The organism is Kosmotoga sp. DU53, assembly GCF_001639905.1.
GTDB lineage: Bacteria > Thermotogota > Thermotogae > Petrotogales > Kosmotogaceae > Kosmotoga > Kosmotoga olearia.
Genome location: NZ_JGCK01000032.1, coordinates 38,323 through 59,291 on the forward strand (window position 1 = coordinate 38,323; position 20,969 = coordinate 59,291).

The 20,969-nt window shown below is 41.5% G+C and carries 21 protein-coding genes and 1 pseudogene; 13 read left to right on the forward strand and 9 right to left on the reverse strand.

Features of this window, described 5'->3' with window-relative positions; translation table 11 throughout:
* Positions 1-2 precede the first annotated feature (2 nt).
* From DU53_RS04280 to rbr, 4 genes are all read left to right on the forward strand, one after another.
* Positions 3-1,436 carry an alpha-amylase family glycosyl hydrolase gene (locus DU53_RS04280; RefSeq protein WP_015868215.1) on the forward strand — a complete coding sequence of 478 codons (1,434 nt, stop codon included), beginning with the start codon at positions 3-5 and terminating at the stop codon, positions 1,434-1,436.
* 116 nt (positions 1,437-1,552) lie between these two features.
* Entirely contained in the window at positions 1,553-2,500 is a 948-nt protein-coding gene (locus DU53_RS04285) for a cation diffusion facilitator family transporter (protein ID WP_015868216.1), read from the forward strand.
* Between the two features lie 25 nt (positions 2,501-2,525).
* On the forward strand, positions 2,526-4,013 hold the full coding sequence (locus DU53_RS04290; protein ID WP_063727665.1) for an HD domain-containing phosphohydrolase: 1,488 nt from the start codon (positions 2,526-2,528) through the stop codon (positions 4,011-4,013).
* Positions 4,014-4,049: 36 nt separating this feature from the next.
* Positions 4,050-4,640, forward strand: coding sequence for a rubrerythrin (gene rbr, locus DU53_RS04295; RefSeq protein ID WP_201029991.1), 591 nt, complete (start codon positions 4,050-4,052; stop codon positions 4,638-4,640).
* A 47-nt stretch (positions 4,641-4,687) separates the two neighbouring features.
* Here the strand turns inward: rbr and DU53_RS04300 are convergent, their stop codons facing one another.
* Positions 4,688-6,343, reverse strand: coding sequence for a phosphoenolpyruvate carboxykinase (ATP) (locus tag DU53_RS04300; RefSeq protein ID WP_063727667.1), 1,656 nt, complete (start codon positions 6,341-6,343; stop codon positions 4,688-4,690).
* Positions 6,344-6,597: 254 nt separating this feature from the next.
* Between DU53_RS04300 and rmuC the strand changes: the two genes are divergently transcribed.
* From rmuC to DU53_RS04315, 3 genes are all read left to right on the forward strand, one after another.
* Entirely contained in the window at positions 6,598-7,905 is a 1,308-nt protein-coding gene (rmuC, locus tag DU53_RS04305) for a DNA recombination protein RmuC (protein WP_148207988.1), read from the forward strand.
* A gap of 351 nt (positions 7,906-8,256) precedes the next feature.
* Positions 8,257-9,111 carry a DUF89 domain-containing protein gene (locus DU53_RS04310; RefSeq protein ID WP_063727668.1) on the forward strand — a complete coding sequence of 285 codons (855 nt, stop codon included), beginning with the start codon at positions 8,257-8,259 and terminating at the stop codon, positions 9,109-9,111.
* A complete protein-coding gene (locus tag DU53_RS04315; RefSeq protein WP_082853816.1) occupies positions 9,111-9,593 on the forward strand; it encodes a GNAT family N-acetyltransferase in 483 nt (160 codons plus the stop codon). Before DU53_RS04310 ends, DU53_RS04315 begins: the two co-directional genes overlap by 1 nt.
* A 571-nt stretch (positions 9,594-10,164) precedes the next feature.
* On the opposite strand, the gene DU53_RS04320 is transcribed toward DU53_RS04315, so the two are convergent.
* Genes DU53_RS04320 through DU53_RS04345 form a run of 6 tightly spaced genes read right to left on the reverse strand, consistent with a single transcriptional unit; the run spans position 10,165 to position 14,569 of the window.
* Positions 10,165-11,091 (reverse strand): 1-phosphofructokinase family hexose kinase, encoded by a 927-nt coding sequence (locus DU53_RS04320; RefSeq protein WP_063727669.1) that lies wholly within the window; start codon positions 11,089-11,091, stop codon positions 10,165-10,167.
* A 4-nt stretch (positions 11,092-11,095) separates the two neighbouring features.
* Entirely contained in the window at positions 11,096-11,455 is a 360-nt protein-coding gene (locus tag DU53_RS04325) for a hypothetical protein (RefSeq protein WP_063727670.1), read from the reverse strand.
* 20 nt (positions 11,456-11,475) lie between these two features.
* Positions 11,476-12,171, reverse strand: coding sequence for a 16S rRNA (uracil(1498)-N(3))-methyltransferase (locus tag DU53_RS04330; protein WP_015868225.1), 696 nt, complete (start codon positions 12,169-12,171; stop codon positions 11,476-11,478).
* On the reverse strand, positions 12,172-13,446 hold the full coding sequence (serS, locus tag DU53_RS04335; protein WP_015868226.1) for a serine--tRNA ligase: 1,275 nt from the start codon (positions 13,444-13,446) through the stop codon (positions 12,172-12,174).
* Positions 13,443-14,111, reverse strand: a complete 669-nt coding sequence (locus DU53_RS04340; RefSeq protein WP_015868227.1) for an LptA/OstA family protein — start codon at positions 14,109-14,111, stop codon at positions 13,443-13,445. Before DU53_RS04340 ends, serS begins: the two co-directional genes overlap by 4 nt.
* Positions 14,108-14,569 carry a MarR family winged helix-turn-helix transcriptional regulator gene (locus DU53_RS04345; RefSeq protein ID WP_015868228.1) on the reverse strand — a complete coding sequence of 154 codons (462 nt, stop codon included), beginning with the start codon at positions 14,567-14,569 and terminating at the stop codon, positions 14,108-14,110. Before DU53_RS04345 ends, DU53_RS04340 begins: the two co-directional genes overlap by 4 nt.
* Before the next feature lie 331 nt (positions 14,570-14,900).
* Here DU53_RS04345 and DU53_RS04350 point away from each other — a divergent pair, with 331 nt between their 5' ends.
* From DU53_RS04350 to prmC, 5 genes are read left to right on the forward strand one after another with little or no spacing between them, the layout of a single operon-like run.
* Positions 14,901-15,584 carry a ribonuclease HII gene (locus tag DU53_RS04350; RefSeq protein ID WP_015868229.1) on the forward strand — a complete coding sequence of 228 codons (684 nt, stop codon included), beginning with the start codon at positions 14,901-14,903 and terminating at the stop codon, positions 15,582-15,584.
* Positions 15,585-15,599: 15 nt separating this feature from the next.
* A complete protein-coding gene (gene mazG, locus DU53_RS04355; protein WP_015868230.1) occupies positions 15,600-16,370 on the forward strand; it encodes a nucleoside triphosphate pyrophosphohydrolase in 771 nt (256 codons plus the stop codon).
* Positions 16,367-17,338, forward strand: a complete 972-nt coding sequence (locus DU53_RS04360) for a SurA N-terminal domain-containing protein (RefSeq protein ID WP_063727671.1) — start codon at positions 16,367-16,369, stop codon at positions 17,336-17,338. The genes mazG and DU53_RS04360 overlap by 4 nt, the downstream gene beginning before the upstream one ends.
* A 3-nt stretch (positions 17,339-17,341) precedes the next feature.
* A complete protein-coding gene (locus tag DU53_RS04365) occupies positions 17,342-17,647 on the forward strand; it encodes a metal-sulfur cluster assembly factor (protein WP_015868232.1) in 306 nt (101 codons plus the stop codon).
* A 2-nt stretch (positions 17,648-17,649) separates the two neighbouring features.
* Entirely contained in the window at positions 17,650-18,498 is an 849-nt protein-coding gene (gene prmC, locus DU53_RS04370) for a peptide chain release factor N(5)-glutamine methyltransferase (RefSeq protein WP_063727672.1), read from the forward strand.
* Here the strand turns inward: prmC and DU53_RS04375 are convergent.
* Positions 18,473-19,223, reverse strand: a pseudogene (locus DU53_RS04375) (NAD-dependent protein deacylase). The gene prmC and the pseudogene DU53_RS04375 sit on opposite strands and share 26 nt — an antisense overlap.
* 12 nt (positions 19,224-19,235) lie before the next feature.
* Positions 19,236-19,826 carry a DUF4897 domain-containing protein gene (locus tag DU53_RS04380; protein WP_015868235.1) on the reverse strand — a complete coding sequence of 197 codons (591 nt, stop codon included), beginning with the start codon at positions 19,824-19,826 and terminating at the stop codon, positions 19,236-19,238.
* A gap of 155 nt (positions 19,827-19,981) precedes the next feature.
* Between DU53_RS04380 and trpS the strand changes: the two genes are divergently transcribed.
* The gene (gene trpS / locus DU53_RS04385) at positions 19,982-20,965 is read left to right on the forward strand and encodes a tryptophan--tRNA ligase (RefSeq protein ID WP_015868236.1); all 984 of its coding nucleotides are present in this window, start codon (positions 19,982-19,984) and stop codon (positions 20,963-20,965) included.
* Positions 20,966-20,969 lie beyond the last annotated feature (4 nt).

Sequence of the window (20,969 nt, forward strand, 5' to 3'; positions counted from 1 at the left end):
CGATGTATTACGAATTGTATCTCCGTTCCTTTGCTGATGGGAACGGTGACGGTATAGGCGACTTGAAAGGAGCTACAAAAAAGCTCGATTATTTAGCGGAATTAGGTGTTGATGGCATATGGCTTCTACCAATAACATCATCACCTGCTTATCATGGATATACCGTTACGGATTATTACAATATAAACCCTACATATGGTGACATAAAAGACCTGAAAACTTTTCTCGACGAAGCCCACAAAAGAAAAATAAAGATTCTTCTGGATATACCACTAAATCACACATCTCCAAATCACATCTGGTTTCAAAGAGCCCTTGCTGGTGAGAAACCCTATGTTGATTGGTATCTGTGGTTAAGAAATGAAAAGTGGTTGAATGCCAGACGCCCCTGGGACGGTCAACCGGTCTGGAGCAAGCTGGGAGGAAAATGGGTATACACGTTATTTGGCCCGGGCAGTCCTGACTTAAATTATGAAAGCCACTCACTCTGGGAAGAGATAAAGAGGGTTCTTGCTTTCTGGCTCGCAATAGGATTTGACGGTTTTCGATTCGATGCAGCCAAGCACATATTCGATTTTTCTATGGAAAAGGGATACTGTGAATATCAGCATGATCGTAATATATCTTTCTGGAAAGAAATGATCGATTATTGTAAAAAAATCAACCCACACAGCATATTTATCGGTGAGGTTTGGGATTCTAAAGAGATTGTCGATATGTACTCTTCCGTTTTTGGTATGGGATTTAACTTCTCTTTGTCCTATGTGATAAAAGAATCTGTTTCGGAATTATCGCCCTGGAGGTTGGTGGAAGGCGTTAAAAATACTATGTCGAACTATTTCGATGAAAACAGGAACTACGACTTCGGAATCTTTCTTACCAATCACGATATGAGTAGGCTGGTTACCTATATGAATGGAAATAAGGAAAAAGCCCTGTTAGCACTTTCAACGCTTGTTTCCCTTCCTGGTGTACCGTTTCTTTATTACGGTGAAGAACTGGGAATGGAAGGTGAATACAGAGAGTTTTATAACGAGGAACAGCTGGAACCTTTCCAGTGGTTTGAAGCGGGGTACGGCCCTTTGCAGGCAGAATGGAAGGCTTGCGGTAAAAATCTGCCGTACAAGGGAATATCTCTTGAATATCAGCAAAACGTAGATAACTCATACTATCAAAGAGTCAAGAAATTATTTGAATTCCGAAAACAAAATTCATGGATAGAAAACGCAATGATACTGGAGATGCAAAATTCAGATGGATTAGTTAGTATAGAATTGGTAGGTAACGGAAAAAGTGCAATGTTTATTCATAACTACACGATGGGCGAAAAAATAGTAGACAAAAATAAAGATCCTATACTTCTTAATGGTTATCTAAAACATGGAGAAGAGTTTTTATTGGGACCTTTAAGCTCAGCGGTCATCATCCATAAATAAAAAATGGGCCAGCTGGCCCGTAAAAAAAGGAATAGGGGGGCAAGTTTCTATAATTTTGACTTGTGAAAGTTCAAAAGGGTTCATCTATTTCAAAAGTTTGTGGAGGAAACAATTATATGGAGTACAATAACAGGGATAAAATCGCGAATAAAGGATCTATCGTCGGAGTCGTAGGAAATCTCATTCTTTCTGTCGGAAAGATTGTTACCGGCTTATTTACGGGAAGTATGGCTATCCTCGCTGATGGTCTTGATTCTGCCATCGATGTGATGACATCCATGGTTACCCTCGCATCAACTAGAATCGCAAGCAAACCCCCAGATAGAGAACACCCTTACGGCCACGAAAGAGCTGAAGCGATAGCAGCGAAGATTATTGCTATGATTGTTCTCTTTGCTGGTGGTGAACTTGCCATTACTTCGATTAAAAAGTTGTTTTTAGAAGCACCTGTAATAAATAACCTTGGCCTCGTTTTAGGAGTCGCATTGATGTCGGCTCTGGGAAAATATTTTCTTTACAGATACAAACTCAATATTGGAAAGAAGATAAACAGCAGCGTTTTCATCGCTGATGCGGTAAATATGAGAAGTGATATACTTATATCCCTTTCTGTTTTTGGTGGAATATTTCTTATTATGTTGACAGGGTTAACTATCCTGGACACAATAGTGGGATTGATTGTTTCCGCCTTTGTTATAAAAAGCGCTGTGGAAATATTCTTACAGAGCAGTACAGAACTGATGGATGGGATTCCTGGCAACGACAATATTTACAAAAGAGTCTTCGAAGCGGTAAATACAGTTGAAGGCGCTTCAAATCCACACAAAGTTAGAATCAGGAAAATGGGGCATAAATATCTCGTTGATATGGATATTGAGGTTGATGGAAACCTTACCGTACAAAAAGCCCACGAAATCGCAAAAGAGATAGAAGAAGCTATAATGAACAATGAGAAGAGCGTTTATGATGTACATGTTCATATCGAACCTCTTGGGAACATCGAATCTGAAAATTTCGGTATATCCGTTGAAACAACCAGAAAAGACCGACATACTAAAGGATAAAGCCTTTTTATGGAGGGTGTTACAAATGCCGGATACAATAGGTAAAAATACCCGTGATTTCATTCAGCAATTTCATCAACTATTTATTGAACTTTGCGAAGTTATGCCAAACAGTTTCAACGATCTTATAACCGAAGCACTTAAGAGAACAACTGATTTTCTTGAAGTTATAGAGGTTTCTATTGCTTTTGAAGAAGAAAACGGGTTAAAGATTTTAACCTCCAATAATACGAAAGAACTCTTACAAACTTACCAGAACGAGGCACTCCAGAAACTTGTTTTTACCGATAACGGAATGAAGAAGTTGGCCATAGAAAAAGCGAAAAAACTCATGCCATGGCTCACACATTCCGGGGGCACACTTTGCATTGTGCCGCTAAACACCGTAAAAAATAAACTTGCCTTCATATACATCTTGATGGATAATTTTTCAGAAAGTGTGGAGTTTAATCCGCAGTTCGTTGAATATATAAGCCTGTTTTTTTCCACTCTGCTGCTCTTCTCAAGAATCGGGGGTATAAAAGATTTGATTGAAACCATATTTACTCAGAGTCCTCACCCAATGTGGTTACAGAATAAATCAGGAGAGTTTCTACTTTTCAACAACAGGTTCCTGAAACTCTTAAAAAAATCCAGAAACGAGTTGAAGGGAAAGAAACCCGCTGAAATACTTTCCGGCAAGGACATAAACATATTTTATGAAATATTTGAGCAAGCACTCAGGGAGAAAAAAACTATCACAAAAGAATGGATAACAGAGACTTCTGGAATTCCTAAAGCTTACCAACTGATAGAAGTCCCTTTTAAACTGGGTAACGATTATTTCGTCACCGGTATCTGTGTAAATAAAGAACAACAGGAAAAACTCAAGCGCGAAAATGCTCAGCTTAAGAATGCTCTTGTTAATAGCCTCGCAATTCAAGCTGAAAATGTTCTGGAACAGGCAGATTTACATCTCGAACTGATATCCGAATGCTCGGCGATTATAGCTTTCCAACTTAAAGAGACGGGATATAATATAGACTCAGCCTTTCTTGCCAACATCCGGCTTGCTTCTAAGCTTCACGATGTTGGGTTCCAGAAAATCCCGGAGAATATACTGAGAAAACCAGTCAAACTAAACCCAAACGAATGGCAGCTGCTGAAAAAACATACTATTGCCGGTGCTGAATTCTTGCGCAAGCTCCGCGAAGAAAACTGCCCTCAAAACCTTCTCTTAAAGATGGCCGAAAGCATCGCCCTAAACCACCACGAGTGGTATGATGGAAGTGGTTATCCATGTTCTTTAATTAGAGAAGAAATCCCTTTAGAAGCAAGAATCATTGCCATTGCAGATACTTACAGCGCTTTAAGGGTTGATAGACCTTACCGAAAAGCGAAAACACATCCTGAAACCCTTGAGATAATAAAAAATGAGGAAGGAACGCATTTTGATCCAGAAATCGTTGAAGCGTTTATGAAGGTAGAAAGCGAAATAGAAGCATTGTTTGAAAGAATGCTTGAACAGTATTGACAACGTTATTACATATTTAGTAAAGGGGGAATTTTTGTGGGAAAACTTGACGGTACCAGAACACTTGAAAACCTTATGAAAGCTTTTGCTGGAGAATCTCAAGCAAGAATGAGGTACACCTATTTTGCCTCCATCGCCAAAAAAGAAGGATACGAACAGATAGCGGCGATTTTTCAGGAAACGGCGGATAACGAGAAAGAACACGCAGAACTCTTTTACAAACATATTGTTAAAAACGTCGATGAGCTTCCCGTTACTATCCATGTAGATGCCGATTACCCGGTTGAGTTGCGTAGCACTCTTGAAAACCTAAAGGCGTCAGCTGCTGGCGAAAACGAGGAGTGGACAAAACTCTACCCAAAGTTTGCCGACATCGCTGAAGAAGAAGGGTTCAAAGATATCGCCAATACATTCAGACAAGTCGCAAAAGTGGAAGAAAGGCACGAAGCAAGATATCTAAAGCTGGTAAAAAACGTAGAGGAAGGAAAAGTGTTCAAAAAAGACAAAAAAGTTCTCTGGAAATGTAGAAACTGCGGTTATGTTCTTGAAGCTGAAGAAGCACCGGAAAAGTGTCCCGCCTGCCAACATGCGAGAAGCTACTTTGAACTTTTTGTCGAAAACTATTGAAAATTGAAATAGCTGGAAATAAAAAGGGGGATGGATAATCCCCCTTTTTATTCAAGCTCCACAATGAGCTTTTCCAGACTTTCCAGAACCTCTGGAGGTAACTTATCAAAACCGCCTCTCTCGCTTTCTTTCGAAATCACGAAGTTAATTCTGTCCTTTATCCTTTTCTCCAGCAAATCTTTATAATCTTTATCACTGAAATCAGGTATAAACCCTTCAACTTCGAGTATTTCAAAATCACTGAATTTCCCCCATTTTTTAAACTTTGCGCTTCCTTCAATTATGCTTTCTAATAGTGAGAGTGTAAGCTCCTTTGTAACCTTCTTATCGAGGAAATAACCGGTATTGAATATGTAACACGCAACATTTCGCGATTCAAAAAGTTCCTTAAAACCATAGTAATCATGAGAAAGCGGATATGTTCTGAAAGGATTCGCATACGGTTCAAATACAAGCGCATTCATATCAACGCCAGGAGGGAGTCTTTCGGCGGAGGTTCTCTTTGTTGCGAGAGTCGCTCCCATCGCAGATGCCAGGATCGGGTTGGTCACCTTTAGTACGGGAGGCAGACTATTATCTTTCATGAGCCAGATGATCGCGCTGACGGGTTCATCAAACTTATCCACTCTGTTCGGAGACCATAAACGCGACTTTATCGCCCTACCGTTACCATTCCGGATATCTTCAGTTACAATAACCACCCTTCCCTTATCATCGAGGGTCGCACCTACATTCTGAACACTGAGAAGGTATTTGTTGTCTGGAGATGTTAAAGGATAGTCGGCTGTCTTATCGAAATAAGACGGCTCAAGAGCCACCGAAGAACCGTCCTCAAGGGATATTATGAAGGCGTCATCATGCAAAATGGTAACGTCGTATTTATCACCGTGATGTGCATGGGTGATGGTGGATTTCCCGGAACCAGAGAGCCCGAAAACACCAACAACGAACTTCCTGCCGTCAGGAAGGTTGTACCGCTTTTGCCCGCCATGGCATGCTACGTACCCATTTCGGCTGGCAATGCTCCAGGCGAGCGTCAACGTTCCCTTTTTGAACTCCCCAAAATAGCGCATTCCGAGTAAGGCAGCGCAGTTATGCTCTGTATCGAAGAAAGACAATCCCAGAGGGTGCTCAGGGTCAGACCAATCCGGATCAGAAAACACAAAGATATCGCCCTCATTTTCGAAGATTCTTGAACGCCTATACATCTCAATATAGGTTTCGGTCACAGGCTGAAAATTCAGAAGCCAGTTATACAAAAGGTTCTCATACCCTTCAGGAATCAATATATGAGCTCTTACGATGAAATCCTCATGAAGACCAACAAAAGCCTGCGCATGATATAGGTTGCGATATCTCGTGTTGTACACAGCCTCTCTCAGCAAAGAGGCATACTTGTCAGGATTCACACCTTTCTGACCCAGTATTCTTCTGGCAGCAGCGGCTCTTCCGTAAACCGCTCCATCATTGAAGAGAAGAACCTTAGACCCTGGGTCAAGCCCAAGTTTCTCCGGTTCAAAAATCTCTAAATCTGTAACAATAGTTCCGGGTGAGTTTTTTGCAAGTTTGTACGCTTCTTTCAGAGAAGTAACATTAACAACATTGTTTCCATAAAAAGGTGTTTCTATCGTGACTCTAAACCTCGAAAAAAGTGGGTTTTCCTTTCTTACATCTTCCCTTTTTACCCCGGAAATAGTTGCCATTATTGATCCCCCCACCAGAATACGCCAAGATTAATTTACCTTTTAGCACAAAGAGAATAACACACATTTGAAAAGTACTTAAAGGTTAAAAATGCTGAATTAATGCCACAAATAAGAATTAAGGCCTTCTATATTTGTAATGTAAAACATTGCGAAGGTTTGTTTGAGTATGCGGGAGTAATTAATATACATGTGTTGCTTACAAAATGCTAAAATGAATTAGATCAAACAGATGAAAGTTGGTGATCTCCTTGTTGAGTTGGATTATCACACTGGTAGCGCTTGTGGTTACAATCATAATGGCTATCTCGGCTTTAAAATTGTACAAAGAACTGAAAAAAAACATCGAGGAAAAATCGAAATTCGAACACTACCGTGAAGAGAATCAAAATCTGTTGAAAGAAATAGACTCCCTGAGAGCCGAAAACGAACATCTAAAGATCGAAAAAGCAAAATACGAGAAAGACATAGAATCACTCGATGATAAACTGAGCTGGCTTGAAAAAGCAAAGGAAGAACTCGAAAAGAACTTTAAAGCTCTCGCAAGCGATGTCGCGTTGAAAAATACTGAGAGCTTCCTGAATCAAGCAAACGACAAACTTAAAGGCCTTATAGACAATCAAAAAACCGAACTTGAAAAACTCCTTGACCCTCTGAAAAATAACCTAGATACTCTTCAAAACAACATCAGAGAGATTGAAAGCAAGCGTGAAAAGGCCTATGGCGGTCTTGAAAAACGCCTTGAAGAACTGTCGCGAGTACACAATGAACTGCAGACAGGTATTACAAAATTAACCTCTTCTCTGAAATCCACCACCGCACGGGGACGCTGGGGAGAATTCCAGCTTAAGAGAATCGTTGAACTTGCGGGAATGACTGCTCACATAGATTTCGAGGAACAGGAAGTTACCGAGGCCGGAAGACCCGACATGATAATAAAATTACCCAACGGTGGCGTTATTCCCGTAGATGCAAAGGCACCGTTAAACGCTTATCTGGAAGCAATGGAATGCCAGAGCGATGAGGAAAAGAAGAAAAAACTCAACGAACACATCAAAAACCTGAGAAAAACCATTACAAATCTCGGTTCCAAAGCTTATTGGGAACAATTCCAGCAATCACCAGATTTCGTAATCATGTTTGTTCCTTTAGAAGCAGCGGTGAGTGCCGCTTTTGAAATGGATCCCACTCTTCTAGAAGACGCAGTTAAAAGAAAGGTTCTCATAACCACACCAATAACTCTCCTGGCTTTGTTGAAATCAGTCGCTTACGGTTGGCAACAATTCCAGCTCACGGAGAATGCCAAGAAAATAGCAGAAGAAGGCAAAGAATTGTACAAAAGGCTCAGTAAATTTCTGAACGATGTCGACACAGTCGGAAAGAGATTGAAGTCACTGGTACAGGCTTACAACACAGCCGTCGGTTCACTGGAAACCCGACTACTCCCAAGAGCAAGAAAATTCAAAGAGTATTCAGAGATAGAAGGAGAAGAACCCGACATTCAGCCGCTGGAGGTTGACCCCAGACCAATAAACGCCCCAGAATTAAGCGAAGAGGAATAGGCTCTGAGATTCGAGAACCGAGAATGCGAAAATACAAAATCGTTGCAGGTTGTGCGTTGTAGGTTGTACGCGACATCGAGATCCGAGAACCGAGAGTCCAAAACCCGAGATCCGCCTTTGGTTCTATCCGCCGAAGGCGCTTGTCAACCGCGAAGCGGTTCGAAACAACTCCGCAGGAGTTCGTGACAACTGCTTGTGGTTTGTGTTGCTTCACTAACTGACAGTGTCTGCAAACGTCTGGAGCGTAGCTCCGCACTTCAGCCGCGGAGCGGCCTCGTTTTTTTTACATGCGTTTCCCTGTAACTGTTATGGTGATAGAATTATGTCAGTACAGGACAGGAGGAGATAGTATTGAGGAGTTCTATCGAATGTATTCCGTGTAATATGAGTTCGTTGATCCGTATCCTGAAAAAAGCTAATGTGAGCCCTGAGGCGCAGCAGAAAGCGGTTAAGAGATTCATGGAGAGGCTCTTAAGTCTCGATAGTTTTGATCTGACTCCTGTTCATATGGGACGCGAGATAAGGTGCGTTATCTCCGAGCTTTTTGGAGAAGTTGATCTGTACCGCGAAATGAAGGATTCAGCTAATGAGTTGCTACTTTCTCTGTATGATGATTTGAAAGCTGAAGTTTTGAAATCTTCAAATCCTATCGAAACTGCTTTGAGATTTTCTGTTGCCGGTAACATCATAGATTTTGCGCCGGGGCATGAAATAAATGTTATGAGAACCCTTAAGGAATCCATTAAAACGGGGTTTGCGGTCAATGACCTCGACAAACTTTTGGCAGATCTGAAAAAGGCAAAGAGTATCCTGGTAATAGGGGATAATTGTGGAGAAGCTGTTCTGGATAAACTTTTTCTTGAATTGCTTGATATCCCTGTTAAGTACTTCGCTGTAAGAAGTGCCCCTGTTCTCAATGATGTAACTATCAGGGAAGCGAGGCTCATAGGTATCGAAGAGGTCGCAACTGTTATAGAAAGTGGTACCAATGCTCCGGGCACGCTTCTAGACAGAATTACTCCGAAGTTCAAAGATATTCTTTACAGTTCTGATGTCGTTATCTCTAAAGGCCAGGGAAATTTTGAGAGTTTAAGTGATCTGGACAGGGAGATCTATTTCTTGTTAATGGCAAAATGTGATGTGGTCAGCGGTTATATCGGAGTTGAAAAGGGGAGCTTTATCGCTTTGAAAGGGGGCAAGCGATAGTGCTTATTCATGATGGTGAGCTCATTTTGCGCTCTACAATAGCAGACGATCCCGAACTAAAGAAACTCCAGGAAGATGCGAGGATACTGAAGCATATGTCGGAAACGAGGATGTACCCTTTTGCTATGCCCTCTCAGATGAGCTTCAGGATAGAGTCCGAAGGTAAAGTAATCGGTGAAGTCTCGTTGAAAACGATACGCTGGTTCAATCGGAAGGCGGAGATAAGTATATTCATCGTCCCGGAGTACCAGGGAAAGGGTTATGGGAAACGTGCCTTAAAGAAGATTATGGAACTTGCTTTCGGTACTTTCAATCTTTACCGCCTCGAAGCGGAAGTTATGGAATTCAATGAGCCTTCTATAAGACTCATGGAAAGCCTCGGGTTCAAACTCGAGGGAAGATTAAGGGAAGCGAGATACGTTGACGGTAAGTACTGGGATATTCTTCGCTATGGAATTTTAAGGCGAGAATTTGAAGGTTGAGATGCTTTGAGCCGCTTCACAGCTAAAGTGCAGAGCTACGCTCCGGACGCTTGCAGACACTGCCAGTTAGTGAAGCGACACGAACCGCAAGCGGTTGTTGCGAACTCTTTCAGAGTTGTTTCGAACCACTGCGTGGTTGTTCCGAACTGCTTTGCAGTTGAAAAAACTGATAAAACTGATTTTACAAAAGCCAACTTGTCATCCTGAACTCGATTCAGGATCTCGTACTGAAGCGCGGAAAGCATGCGCAGATGCTGGAATTGCCTTTGGCAATGACGCTTGGAATCGCTGTTGCGATTGATGCTTGGAATCAGTTTCGCTGATTGATGCTTGGAGCGGCTACGCCGCTGAGTAAAGGGCACAGCATGCTGTGCCCCTACAATAAATTCGGATTACGGATTAAGTCTGGAATGAGCAATTTTGGCAACTGTTTCTTATTTTAAGTAATGTCAACTCCGAAGGAGTTCGTATCACTGGCGAAGCCGGTCGTGACAATCTCGAAGAGATTCGTGCCGCTGCAAAGCAGCTTTCTCCAGTCTCCAGCACCCGCTCTCGTTCTTTGTCTCAATCATCAAAGTCGCTCTACCTGTACATCTTTCATAAGTTTTTCGACATCTTTTTTATGGCAAAGTTCTGTGCCGGGTGTTATTACTGTAGCACTGCTGGCCGCGCCCGCCACCCTGAGAGCTTCTTCGACAGGTTCTCCTGCTTCCCTGTACATACAGTAAGCAGCAAGGAAACTGTCGCCAGCACCAACTGCACTTTTAACCGGAACTTCAGGAACGCTAACACGATAGAGTGAATTATCGACGTAACAAAGAGCTCCGTCTTTTCCCAATGTCAGCAGAATCTCGTTTATCCCGTACTTCTTGCTTACCTCTATTAGCGCGTCTTTCAGTTCTTCGTGACTTTCAGGTACTTTTCCATAAAGGCGCGAGAATTCATGAAGATTGGGCTTAATCCCGTCTGGTGGGCATTTTATCCCCAGCATTAAGGGTTTCCCGTCAGAATCGAGATATACCTTTGCTCCTTTTTTCCTGGCAAATTTGCAAATTTCCAGGTAAATAGAACTTTTTATTCCTTTCGCGAGGCTTCCGGAGAGTATCAAAAAATCTCCTTGCCTGAGTAAGGTATCGATAGTCTTTATAATCTTCCTTTCTTCTTCATCGGATACTTCCGGTCCCGGGAGGCTCATACGGTACTGTGTGTTGCCCTTTTGAAGTATGGTGTTGACCCTCGTTTCTTTGTGGGTGAAAACCGAAGCGTAAACGACACCCTCTTCATTGAGCATTTTTTGTATGATTTGTCCCGTATGCCCACCGAGTAATGCAATAGCGACTGAATGGCCTCCGAGTTCATTTATAACGCGCGAAACATCGATTCCTTTACCAGCAGGATAATCACTAACTTTTTTAACACGAACAGTATCGTCTTCTATTAAATCATCGATGTAAAGGTATCTATCCAGACATGGATTTAGTGTTAAAGTGAAAATCATCCTGTCATCTCCTGAACATATCCGTTCTGTCTTCATCGTGCAGGATTTGCATATATCTATGTTTCGCAGTCTCGGCAAGCTTGGCTATTATCTGCTCCAAATCACTGTTATCGAAATAGCTCTCAAGCAGCTCTCTTAAAGGTTTATCGAAATGGAAAGGTATTTCTTCTTCCGGTGCAAAGCTAATGTGTTCGATATGCCGCAGATCAAGATCAGGCACGATTTTCTTTAATAGCTTAAAAGTGGTATCTATAAAAACATCGACAACCTGAGGTGGGTTTTTCGCTTCCATGAGCTTTTCCCTGTATTCACTTTCGATCTCTTTTAATTCTTTAACATGAGAAAAGAACTTCTTTTCTCCCATTATTTCACCCCCTGACTTCTTCACATTCTTCCAATAGAGAAATTTACGAAACTTAAAGAAGCTATCACAGCCGTCTCCGTTCGAAGGATTCTCGACCCAAGAGAAACGGAAATGGAGTCTTGCTGCATCTCACGGATTTCCTCTTTGGTGAAACCACCTTCAGGTCCTACTATTATCCGAACAACATTCGACCCTCTTATTTTCTCTTGCAAGGTAGAGATGCTCTCTTTCTTAAAGTCCAGGAAAATATTCAAATCATCCGAATTGAACCGTGGCAGTTTTTCGTGGATAACTACCTCAGGTAAAAAGGGATTAACACTTTGCTTGGCTGCTTCTTTCACTATTCTACGAAATTTTTCAACTTTTCTTTGATCAACTCTGGCTACGGTCCTCTCACAATTGAAGATCTCTATTCGATCCGCACCAAGCTCCGTACTTTTTTCTAAAATCAAACGGAGCCTTAGCCATTTCATAGACGCCACAGAGACGATAACAGTTCTATCGTCGTGATGGAAGACCTTTTTTGATAGCATTCGTCCGACAGAGTAATTCTTTGAAAGCTCCTGGAGAACAAACTCATAGAGTGTGCCTTTACCATCAGTGGCAACAAGCTCATCACCTGGTTTTACACGAACAACCTTCATATGATGAGCTTCAATCTCATCAAATATAAGTCGTTTTTCTTCAACCCTTTCGACAAAGAAAGCGTTTGGCACTCAGCCTATTACCTCCGTTCCCATATAAGGAACCAGGACTTCTGGAACTCTTATCCTTCCATCCGGAAGCTGATAGTTCTCAACGATGGCAACCAGAGTCCTTCCAACAGCAAGCCCAGACCCATTGAGGGTGTGGACGTATTTCAATTTATTGTCTTTATCTCTAAAGCGCATATTTCCCCTTCTCGCCTGGAAATCCTCAACATTACTGCATGACGAGATTTCTTTGTAAGCGTTGTAAGATGGCAGCCAGACTTCTATATCATAGGTTTTAGCCGCAGCAAAACCGAGGTCCCCTGTACACAAAGCCACTACTCTGTATGGAAGCCCGAGTCTTTTGAGAACCTCTTCCGCATCAGCGGTAAGCTTTTCAAGGGCTTCGTAAGATTCATCTGGATGAACAAACCAGACAAGTTCCACCTTGTCAAACTGGTGTACCCTTATCATTCCCTTCACGTCTTTTCCATAGCTTCCAGCTTCTCTTCTGTAACACGGGGTATAAGCTGTATATTTCCTCGGAAGTTCGTTCAGGTTAAGAATTTCGTCCCTGTGCTGTGCTACAAGAGGAACTTCAGCTGTTGGTATCAGGAACATATCGTCCGGATCGGTTTTATAAGCTTCTTCCTCGAATTTTGGAAGCTGCCCTGTGGCTTGCATTGTTTCCCTTTTTACGAGGTGTGGCAAAGCAACTTCTTCGTAACCGTGCTCTCTAGTATGAAGATCGAGCATGAAGTTAATGAGAGCGCGCTCGAGCCTGGCCAGTTCTTTCCTTAGAATTACAAATCTCGAACCACTTAACTTCGCTGCTCGTTCGAAATCCATCATACCAAGATTGGGACCAAGATCCCAATGTGCGAGGGAGTCAAAATCAAATTGTCTTGGCTCACCCCATTTTCTAACAACAACATTGTCTTCCTCACTTTCGCCCACAGGAACGCTCTCGTGAGGAATGTTCGGTATGTAAAGCAATTTATTTCTCATTTCTTCATCGAGTTTCTTCGCCTTTTCAGAAAGTTCTTTTACCTCAACAGAGATGTCCTTTGCCTTTTCCATGAGCTCTTTAGCCAGAGCTTCATCACCTGAAGCTTTTGCTTTTGCGATCTGTGAAGATATCTTGTTCCTCTCCGCTTTTTTCCTATCGGAAGTACTTATAGCTTCGCGTCTTGCCTTATCTAACTCGAGCAATTCATCGAGTATAGATTCATCTACACATCTATTCTTCAAAGCCGCCCTTATTTTTTCCGGATTCTCACGCACAAGACGGATATCTATCATTGCTCACCCTCCTCAAGTATTATTTCGAGGTAAACGTCTTTACCTTCGAATGTATCGTTGGTGGTATTATAAGTCAATTCTGAAGCTGTAATGGTTCTATTGTTCTTTTTATCAACAATGTAGACATCGCCTTTCAGATAGAAAATACCCTTTTTTCCATGATATTCAAAATAAAGCGCTCGAGCTTCAAGTTCATCACGGTAGTATATGAGCACGGGCTTAAAAGCTGGATCTTTCTTGGATAGAGTTTCACCTATGAATTCTTCAGTATCGAGATTGAAATCAAGCTCAGCCGCGTTCTTCACAAGAAGCTTCTGCTTCCCCTTATCATCTTTCAAAGATGCAATTACATCTCCTTTCATAACTCCTGAAGAGGTATCCATATTGTACTCGAGAAAAGTAGCTGTGGCTTCTCCGGTTGAAAAAAGAGCATATGTGCTTCCTTCTGCAACAATATAATTCCAGTTACCTTTCTTCGCCAGGAGAGTTGCCTCATCGGTTTCAACAGAAACCTCTCCTTCTTTCTCTATATAAACATCTCCTGTGAGATAAACCTGGTCTTTAGACCCAACAATATTTTTCGCCCTTATTTTTACCGTACCAGCAGCAATCAGTAATGATACCAACAAAAGAAAAACAACCAAAACAATAATATTTTTCTTCATCTTGCGTTCCCCCTTAAAGTCTCGCTACTATCCATCTTGTTTAGAAGTTCTTTTAAAATTTGCTTCAATTCTTTAGCTCTATCTCTATCGAATTTTGAAAGCACTGTTTGAAGGTATGCGATCCTTCTTTCGATAACCTTTTCGATAAGAGCCCTCCCCGATTCAGAAATATCGATTATGTAAGCTCTCCTGTCAACATCAGAACGCTTCTTCTCCACAAATCCTGCATCTATAAGCCTTGATACCAAACCTGTCGTGGTACTTTTTGTTATTCCAAGTACCCTGCTTATGTCACTCATTCTTCGCTTTCCACCAAAATAAAGTATCTGGAGCACATCAAATTGGGCAGGTGTTATGGGAAAGTCCTTCAACACCTTTCTTCCTTCACGTTTTATCTTTATGTATATGGATCTCAGAGTTTGTTCTATGTCTCTAGCTGTTCTTTTACTTATCTTCACAATCGCGCCACCTCTGCTTCAAGTTCTAGAAAAATTATAACATTACATCCTAACCTTCAAAAAATGCCAGGGGAAGCTACTCATAGAAGTATGTTTTTAATTGCTGTATAATCAAATTACTGACCATTTCTGTACCGGGAACTCCTAACAGGCAACACTGGTTATGATTCCACGCTCTTTGATAAACCTATACTAAAAATGCTCATGTCTGTTTTATCTATACATATCAGGAACATTATACAATGGAACAGATACAACAGTACCAAGGAAAGGAGGCGCAACCCCTCTCTTCTTTTCTCTAAGATGAAGAGTACCCGAATGTTGAAACCTTATGAGATGTGAAAATACAGAAGAACTGCTTGATTTTGATAGAATGTACATTGAGAAGTTTGGCGTGATAGCGGGTCTGGACGAAGCCGGACGTGGCCCTTTAGCGGGACCTGTTGTAGCAGCAGCGGTTATCCTCGGCGAAAAAATTGAGGGATTATTCGACTCGAAAGCACTAACTGAGAAAGTCAGAGAAGAACTATTCGATAAGATTATAAAAAAAGCAAAGGTTGGTATCGGACTATCCAGTCCCGACGAGATAGATACATTCAATATCTTTGAAGCAACGAAACTCGCCATGAATCGTGCCATTAAAAAATTACCAATACAACCCGATTATGTGATTATCGATGGAAAACACTTGAAGTTGAACAACAGAGGTGAGTGTATTGTTTCCGGAGATCAAAAAAGCGCTTCCATAGCTGCAGCCTCTATTGTGGCAAAGGTATTCAGAGATAGATTGATGAAAGCATTGGCAGTGCTCTATCCTGAATATTCGTGGGACAAAAACAAAGGTTACGGTACCGCAGAACATTTGAAAGCTTTAAAAATCTACGGCCCAACCTTGTGGCACAGATTAACCTTCAGCCCGGTAAAGGCGCTGCTCAACAGAGAGATCGTTTTATCTTGGTTGCAAAATGATGTCATATCTGAACGAAGGCTTTTCAGAGTTGGAATGTTGTTTTAGCGGAGGTAGAATCGCGTGGAAACCGGAAAACGTTTTGAAAAATTGGTTGAACTGATGCGAATACTCAGAAGTAAAAAGGGTTGTGAATGGGACAGAGAACAAACGCATGAATCTCTGAAACCCTATCTTATAGAAGAAGCATACGAGGTTCTCGCTGCCATCGATAAAGGTAACGATGAAGAATTTGCCGAAGAATTAGGTGATCTGCTGCTTCAAATCATCTTCCACAGTCAGATAGCATCAGAAAGAAATGCTTTTACCATTGATGATGTCGTGGAAACACTGAGTGATAAACTCATCAGGCGTCACCCGCATGTTTTTGGTAATGCTAAAGGGTACTCCTATCAACAATGGGAAAAGATAAAAGCAGAAGAAAAGGGAAAGAAAGAGATCTCTGCGATTGGAGAAATAAATCACGCTTTACCAGCACTCAGCCTTGCTAGAAGAGTACAGGAAAACGCCGCTGCAGTCGGCTTCGATTGGGAAAATCTTGAAGATGTTACGGAAAAAGTCGAAGAAGAATGGAGCGAGCTCATGAACGCCATTAAATCTGGCGACAAGAAAAAAATAAATGAAGAATTCGGTGATTTACTCTTTTCCATGGTCAATCTCTCAAGATTCATAGAGGTTGACCCCGAGGTAAGTTTGAGAAAAGCAACGGAAAAATTTATGAACCGATTCAGGGCTGTTGAGAGTCTCATAAGAGATAGGAATCTTGAAATCGACAAGCTTTCTTTGAAAGAACTTGATGAACTCTGGAATGAAATAAAGGAGGGTAAACAATGAAAAAATTCCTTGTGATTTCTCTTTTGGTGTTATTTTCCGCTGGTATATTCGCCACTTCGGAAATTAATCCCGACAAAACTACTCCGGTCGCTACTGTCAATGGAGAACCGATAACCATGTACGAGTTTCTTGCGGAAGTAATGCCAAATTACATGGAAATTGCCAAAAAAGTGGAAGAAGTCGATCCGTTGTTTTCTGAGGTTTTAACTTCAACAGAAGCCGGAAAGACGCTTCTTACAGAATATGAGAAACGAGTACTCGCAAAGATGATCGAAAGAAAACTCTTCCTTCAGCTTGCAAAACAGCTTGACGTTGCCATCGATATGCAAGCTCTTAAAGAGAAAATTCACAATATCATCATACAAAATCTCAAGGAGAATAACATAAGTATTGAAATCGCCGATTTATACTACACGCTTAAAGGCTATACTGGTGGTCTTGAGATGTACGAAGTCAGGGTTTTGAACGAAACCGCGTATCGTCAAACTTATGACGCTATCTATCAGGCTCTGACTTCCGATGCTACCGTTACCGAGGAAGAGATCGTTCAGTATTACAAAGCAAACAAAAAAATTGTCTTAAAAATAAAGGGGTTTGACTCCTTCGCTCCCGCGTATACTTTCTTAAACAACGCAAAGGCTTCCGATGATCCTGTATCCCTGTTCGACGTTGAAGACAGGGAATATACATACGAAAACCTGATAAAAGAAACGGGAATTAGTACGGATACAGCTGTTTTCCTGTTCGATGAGTTTAAAAAAGGCCTGTATCCAAAGGTCATTAGCACTGAAACCAAACATTATGTTGTGTATCTTTCGGGAGAAAAATCTCTCGAAGAGCTTCGTGATGAAATTTCCAAAAAGCTTCTAGAAGAGAAAAAGAAGAACATATGGAATACCTTTATCGAACAGTATTTTGTTCCTTTCAGGGAACAGGCAATAATCGAAGTTGGCGAAATAGGAGGATAGAACATGGCGGCTGTGACAAAAGAACAGGTGATGGAAGCTCTCAAAGAGGTTTACGATATGGAAATCGGCTTTGATATTGTTAGCCTCGGGCTTGTATATGGTGTTGAGATAGACAACGAAAACAACGTTAAGGTAACCATGACGCTGACCACACCAATGTGCCCTCTTGCAGGCTTTATCATCGAGGATGCCAGAAGTAAGGTTCAACAGATAGAAGGTGTCAACAAAGTTGATGTTGAACTGACTTTCGATCCACCATGGACACCCGAAAAAGCTTCTGACGAAGTAAAAAAAATCTTTGGAATATAAGAATGAAACTCAAAGAGTTGTTTGAAGGAATCACGTTCGAACTCAAAGAAGCGGGGATTGAAAATCCTCGCTTCGTTACTTTTACTTTACTTGAAAGTATTGCAATGATAGAAAAACATAAAGTGTTTGTTGATACTGCCACAGAAATCGATACAAAAACCTGTAAGCTTCTATTCGACGCGGTGAAAAGGCTAAAGGCTGGTGAACCGCTGGATTATATCATTGGCTGGAAGTATTTTCTTGGAGCCAAGCTTAACCTTGATTCAAGGGTTCTAATCCCAAGGCCGGAAACAGAGGAACTCGTGGAGATGATCATAAACGAGCATAAAGGTAAGAACGTAAAAGCCTTCGCAGACGTAGGCACCGGTAGCGGTGCCATAGCAATCGCTCTAGCAAAACACTTCCCAGCATCAAAGATCTACGCCACCGACATCTCCAAACCAGCTTTAGAACTTGCATTCGAAAACGCGAAAATCAATGGAGTAGAAGGAAGAATAGCCTTCCTTCACGGGAAAAATCTTAAACCCCTTGAAGCTTATATGGATGAAATAGAAATTATAGTTTCAAATCCACCGTATGTGAAAACCACGGTCCTTGAATCACTCGATAAAAGGGTCAAAGACTATGAGCCTATAATCGCTTTAGATGGCGGTGAAGATGGAATGAATTTTTTCAGGGAGTTTATAAAAGTTCTCCCAGAGGGAAAATTCGTGTATCTTGAAATTGCCACTTACTCCCGGAATCCGTTGAAAGACTTTCTTAAGAAATACCGGAAACGTTACACAGTCAAATTCAGAAGAGATCTCAGCGGTAAAATCCGGTTCGCTATACTTCGCCCAGAAGGGAAATAATCCTTTCTGAAAACTCTGCTAAATCGCACTCGTACTTCTTGTCTGCTATATAATCAAGCCCTGTTTCACCCTGATTGATTATGAGCAATTTTGCTCCCTTTTGTTTTGCAAAGGTAGGTAAATGGGCCGCCGGATACACCACAAGGGAAGTCCCCATGGTAATAAAGAGTTCAACATTTTCTGAAAGGATGTAAGCTTCAGCCATGGCACTTTCTGGAAGAGCTTCTCCAAAGAAAACAACATCCGGTTTTATGAGTCCACCACAGGTACATTTAGGAAAATCACTTACTTCAAGCATTTTTAAAACGTCTTCTGCAGTGTAGCGCTTCCCACAGCTCATACAGAAGAATTTCTGAGCGTTGCCATGCAATTCAATCACTTTCTTTGATCCAGCTTTCTGATGCAAACCATCTATATTCTGGGTAATTACTCCTTCTATCATTCCTTTTTTCTCCAGCATTGCCAGTAACCTGTGAGTGGCATTAGGTTCTTTGTTAAAAAGGTTGTGAATTCTATCTGCAGCAATCTTGTAGTACTCAGCCGGTTGTGACAGGAAAAAATACGAGATCAAAAACGTATTGAGGGAGTTTCTTATACAAACCTTGTGGTCCTCTGAAATCCGGAATACCGCTTGCAGTCGAAACTCCGGCACCGGTAAGAATCGCCGTAGATTCGGATTCATCCAAAAATTCGAGGAACTCTTCCGCCAATTCTTCCAGATTCATACCCCTCGTCTCTCAATCAAGAGGTTCAAAAATGACCTCCGGGAATCTTATCACCCCATCTCCAGTCCACAAAAGAACATTGTTTTCGAGAATTTTAGAAGGTGTGGGTGTTGCGGATATGATTTTTGCATTTTTAGGCAAACTGAACGTCAGAAATGACTCGTCAGCCAGGTTTATTTCCATATCACCAAGGGATGTATTTACTTTCCCATCACTCACAGTAGCGAACCCTTTTACCACAGCGTATTCTTCGACTCTTACGACATCGTAATCCAGCTGAGTAGCTGTTGACTGAAAATCCTGAACAAGCATCGTTCTATTGACTTTGCTTGAAAGCCCATCAAGAGATTTCTGGAACTCGGATATCTTTTCGGATGCCGGCTTTTGAAATTGCTCCAGGAATTTTTCTATCTGTGATGGTTTTAAAAATTTCAGATCCACGGCACTGTCCATGATAACGGTTCCATCAAAGGAATATCGATAATCACTGGTGTATCTTATTGTTTCCACTTTCAACCGGTTGGAATAACCTAAAAACATATTCACTACAGTAACACCAATCATAACTACTAGCACAATTATTAGTAAAGTATTGAACTTCATGTTGAACCTCCTAATTTGATAGTTTCCACGAATATGATACCACACCTCTGAAAACCTGACTGCTGGTTGTAGCGATGTTGTTGGAAATGGCGTATGTGTTAAAATATCATGGAAAGCAGCTTAACAGTGGAATTTACTATTTTGGAGGTGTCTAAATGCGTGTCCTTAGTGGAATGCGTTCGACAGGAAAATTACATCTTGGAAATCTTACAGCCCTCGAAAGATGGGTCGAACTGCAGAATGAAGGAAATGAATGCTACTTTTTTGTCGCTGATTGGCATGCATTAACTTCTCATATAGATTCTACGAATAATTTTGCCGGTTGGAGTCTGGACATTGTGAAGATATATGTCGCCGCTGGCCTTGATCCGGAAAAATCTGTAATTTTTATTCAATCTGCTGTGAAGGAACATGCGGAACTATTCCTTCTTTTCTCCATGCTGGTTTCCGTTTCAAGGCTTGAAAGGATACCAACTTACAAAGAACAGAAACAGCAAATAAATGATAGAGATCTTTCCAGCGCTGGCTTTTTGTTGTATCCGGTGTTACAAGCTGCAGATATATTGATGTACCGTGCCCATGGCGTTCCCGTTGGCGAAGACCAGGTTTACCATATAGAGCTTACCCGTGAAATAGCACGAAGATTCAACAACCTTTTCGGTGAGGTGTTCCCTGAACCTGAACCGATACTGGCAAAAGTCGCAAAACTTCCGGGAACCGACGGAAGGAAAATGTCAAAAAGCTACAACAATTTTATACCAATCGATACAGATGAAAAACAGCTCTGGAAAATGATAGCTCCTATGATGACCGATCCGGCAAGAAAGAGAAGGACGGACCCGGGTGATCCTGAAAAGTGCCCTGTTTGGGAATATCACAAAGCTTTTACCCACTCGCAGGAGGAGTTAGACTGGGTTGTTAATGGCTGTAAAACGGCCGGAATAGGTTGTATAGATTGTAAGAAGCTTCTGCACAAGAATCTCAGTGCAAAGCTCAGCCCGATCTGGGAAAAACTGAGAGAGTTCGATAAAAATCCTGAAGAGGTGAAGAAGATAATTAAAGAAGGAAATGCTAAAGCTCGGGCGTTCGCACAGGAAACGATGAGACTCGTTTACGATGCTATGAAATTCGGGTGGTAATAGT

Excerpts from the sequence above, each read along its gene's own strand:
- DU53_RS04325 (WP_063727670.1), bottom strand. The coding sequence starts at position 11,455 with ATGGGAGAAAAGAAGTTCTTTTCTCATGTTAAAGAATTAAAAGAGATC.
- DU53_RS04320 (WP_063727669.1), bottom strand. The coding sequence starts at position 11,091 with ATGATTTTCACTTTAACACTAAATCCATGTCTGGATAGATACCTTTAC.
- DU53_RS04365 (WP_015868232.1), top strand. The coding sequence starts at position 17,342 with ATGGCGGCTGTGACAAAAGAACAGGTGATGGAAGCTCTCAAAGAGGTT.
- DU53_RS04285 (WP_015868216.1), top strand. The coding sequence starts at position 1,553 with ATGGAGTACAATAACAGGGATAAAATCGCGAATAAAGGATCTATCGTC.
- DU53_RS04360 (WP_063727671.1), top strand. The coding sequence starts at position 16,367 with ATGAAAAAATTCCTTGTGATTTCTCTTTTGGTGTTATTTTCCGCTGGT.
- trpS (WP_015868236.1), top strand. The coding sequence starts at position 19,982 with ATGCGTGTCCTTAGTGGAATGCGTTCGACAGGAAAATTACATCTTGGA.
- DU53_RS04300 (WP_063727667.1), bottom strand. The coding sequence starts at position 6,343 with ATGGCAACTATTTCCGGGGTAAAAAGGGAAGATGTAAGAAAGGAAAAC.
- DU53_RS04350 (WP_015868229.1), top strand. The coding sequence starts at position 14,901 with ATGAGATGTGAAAATACAGAAGAACTGCTTGATTTTGATAGAATGTAC.
- prmC (WP_063727672.1), top strand. The coding sequence starts at position 17,650 with ATGAAACTCAAAGAGTTGTTTGAAGGAATCACGTTCGAACTCAAAGAA.
- serS (WP_015868226.1), bottom strand. The coding sequence starts at position 13,446 with ATGATAGATATCCGTCTTGTGCGTGAGAATCCGGAAAAAATAAGGGCG.
- DU53_RS04280 (WP_015868215.1), top strand. The coding sequence starts at position 3 with ATGTATTACGAATTGTATCTCCGTTCCTTTGCTGATGGGAACGGTGAC.
- DU53_RS04340 (WP_015868227.1), bottom strand. The coding sequence starts at position 14,111 with ATGAAGAAAAATATTATTGTTTTGGTTGTTTTTCTTTTGTTGGTATCA.
- DU53_RS04290 (WP_063727665.1), top strand. The coding sequence starts at position 2,526 with ATGCCGGATACAATAGGTAAAAATACCCGTGATTTCATTCAGCAATTT.
- DU53_RS04380 (WP_015868235.1), bottom strand. The coding sequence starts at position 19,826 with ATGAAGTTCAATACTTTACTAATAATTGTGCTAGTAGTTATGATTGGT.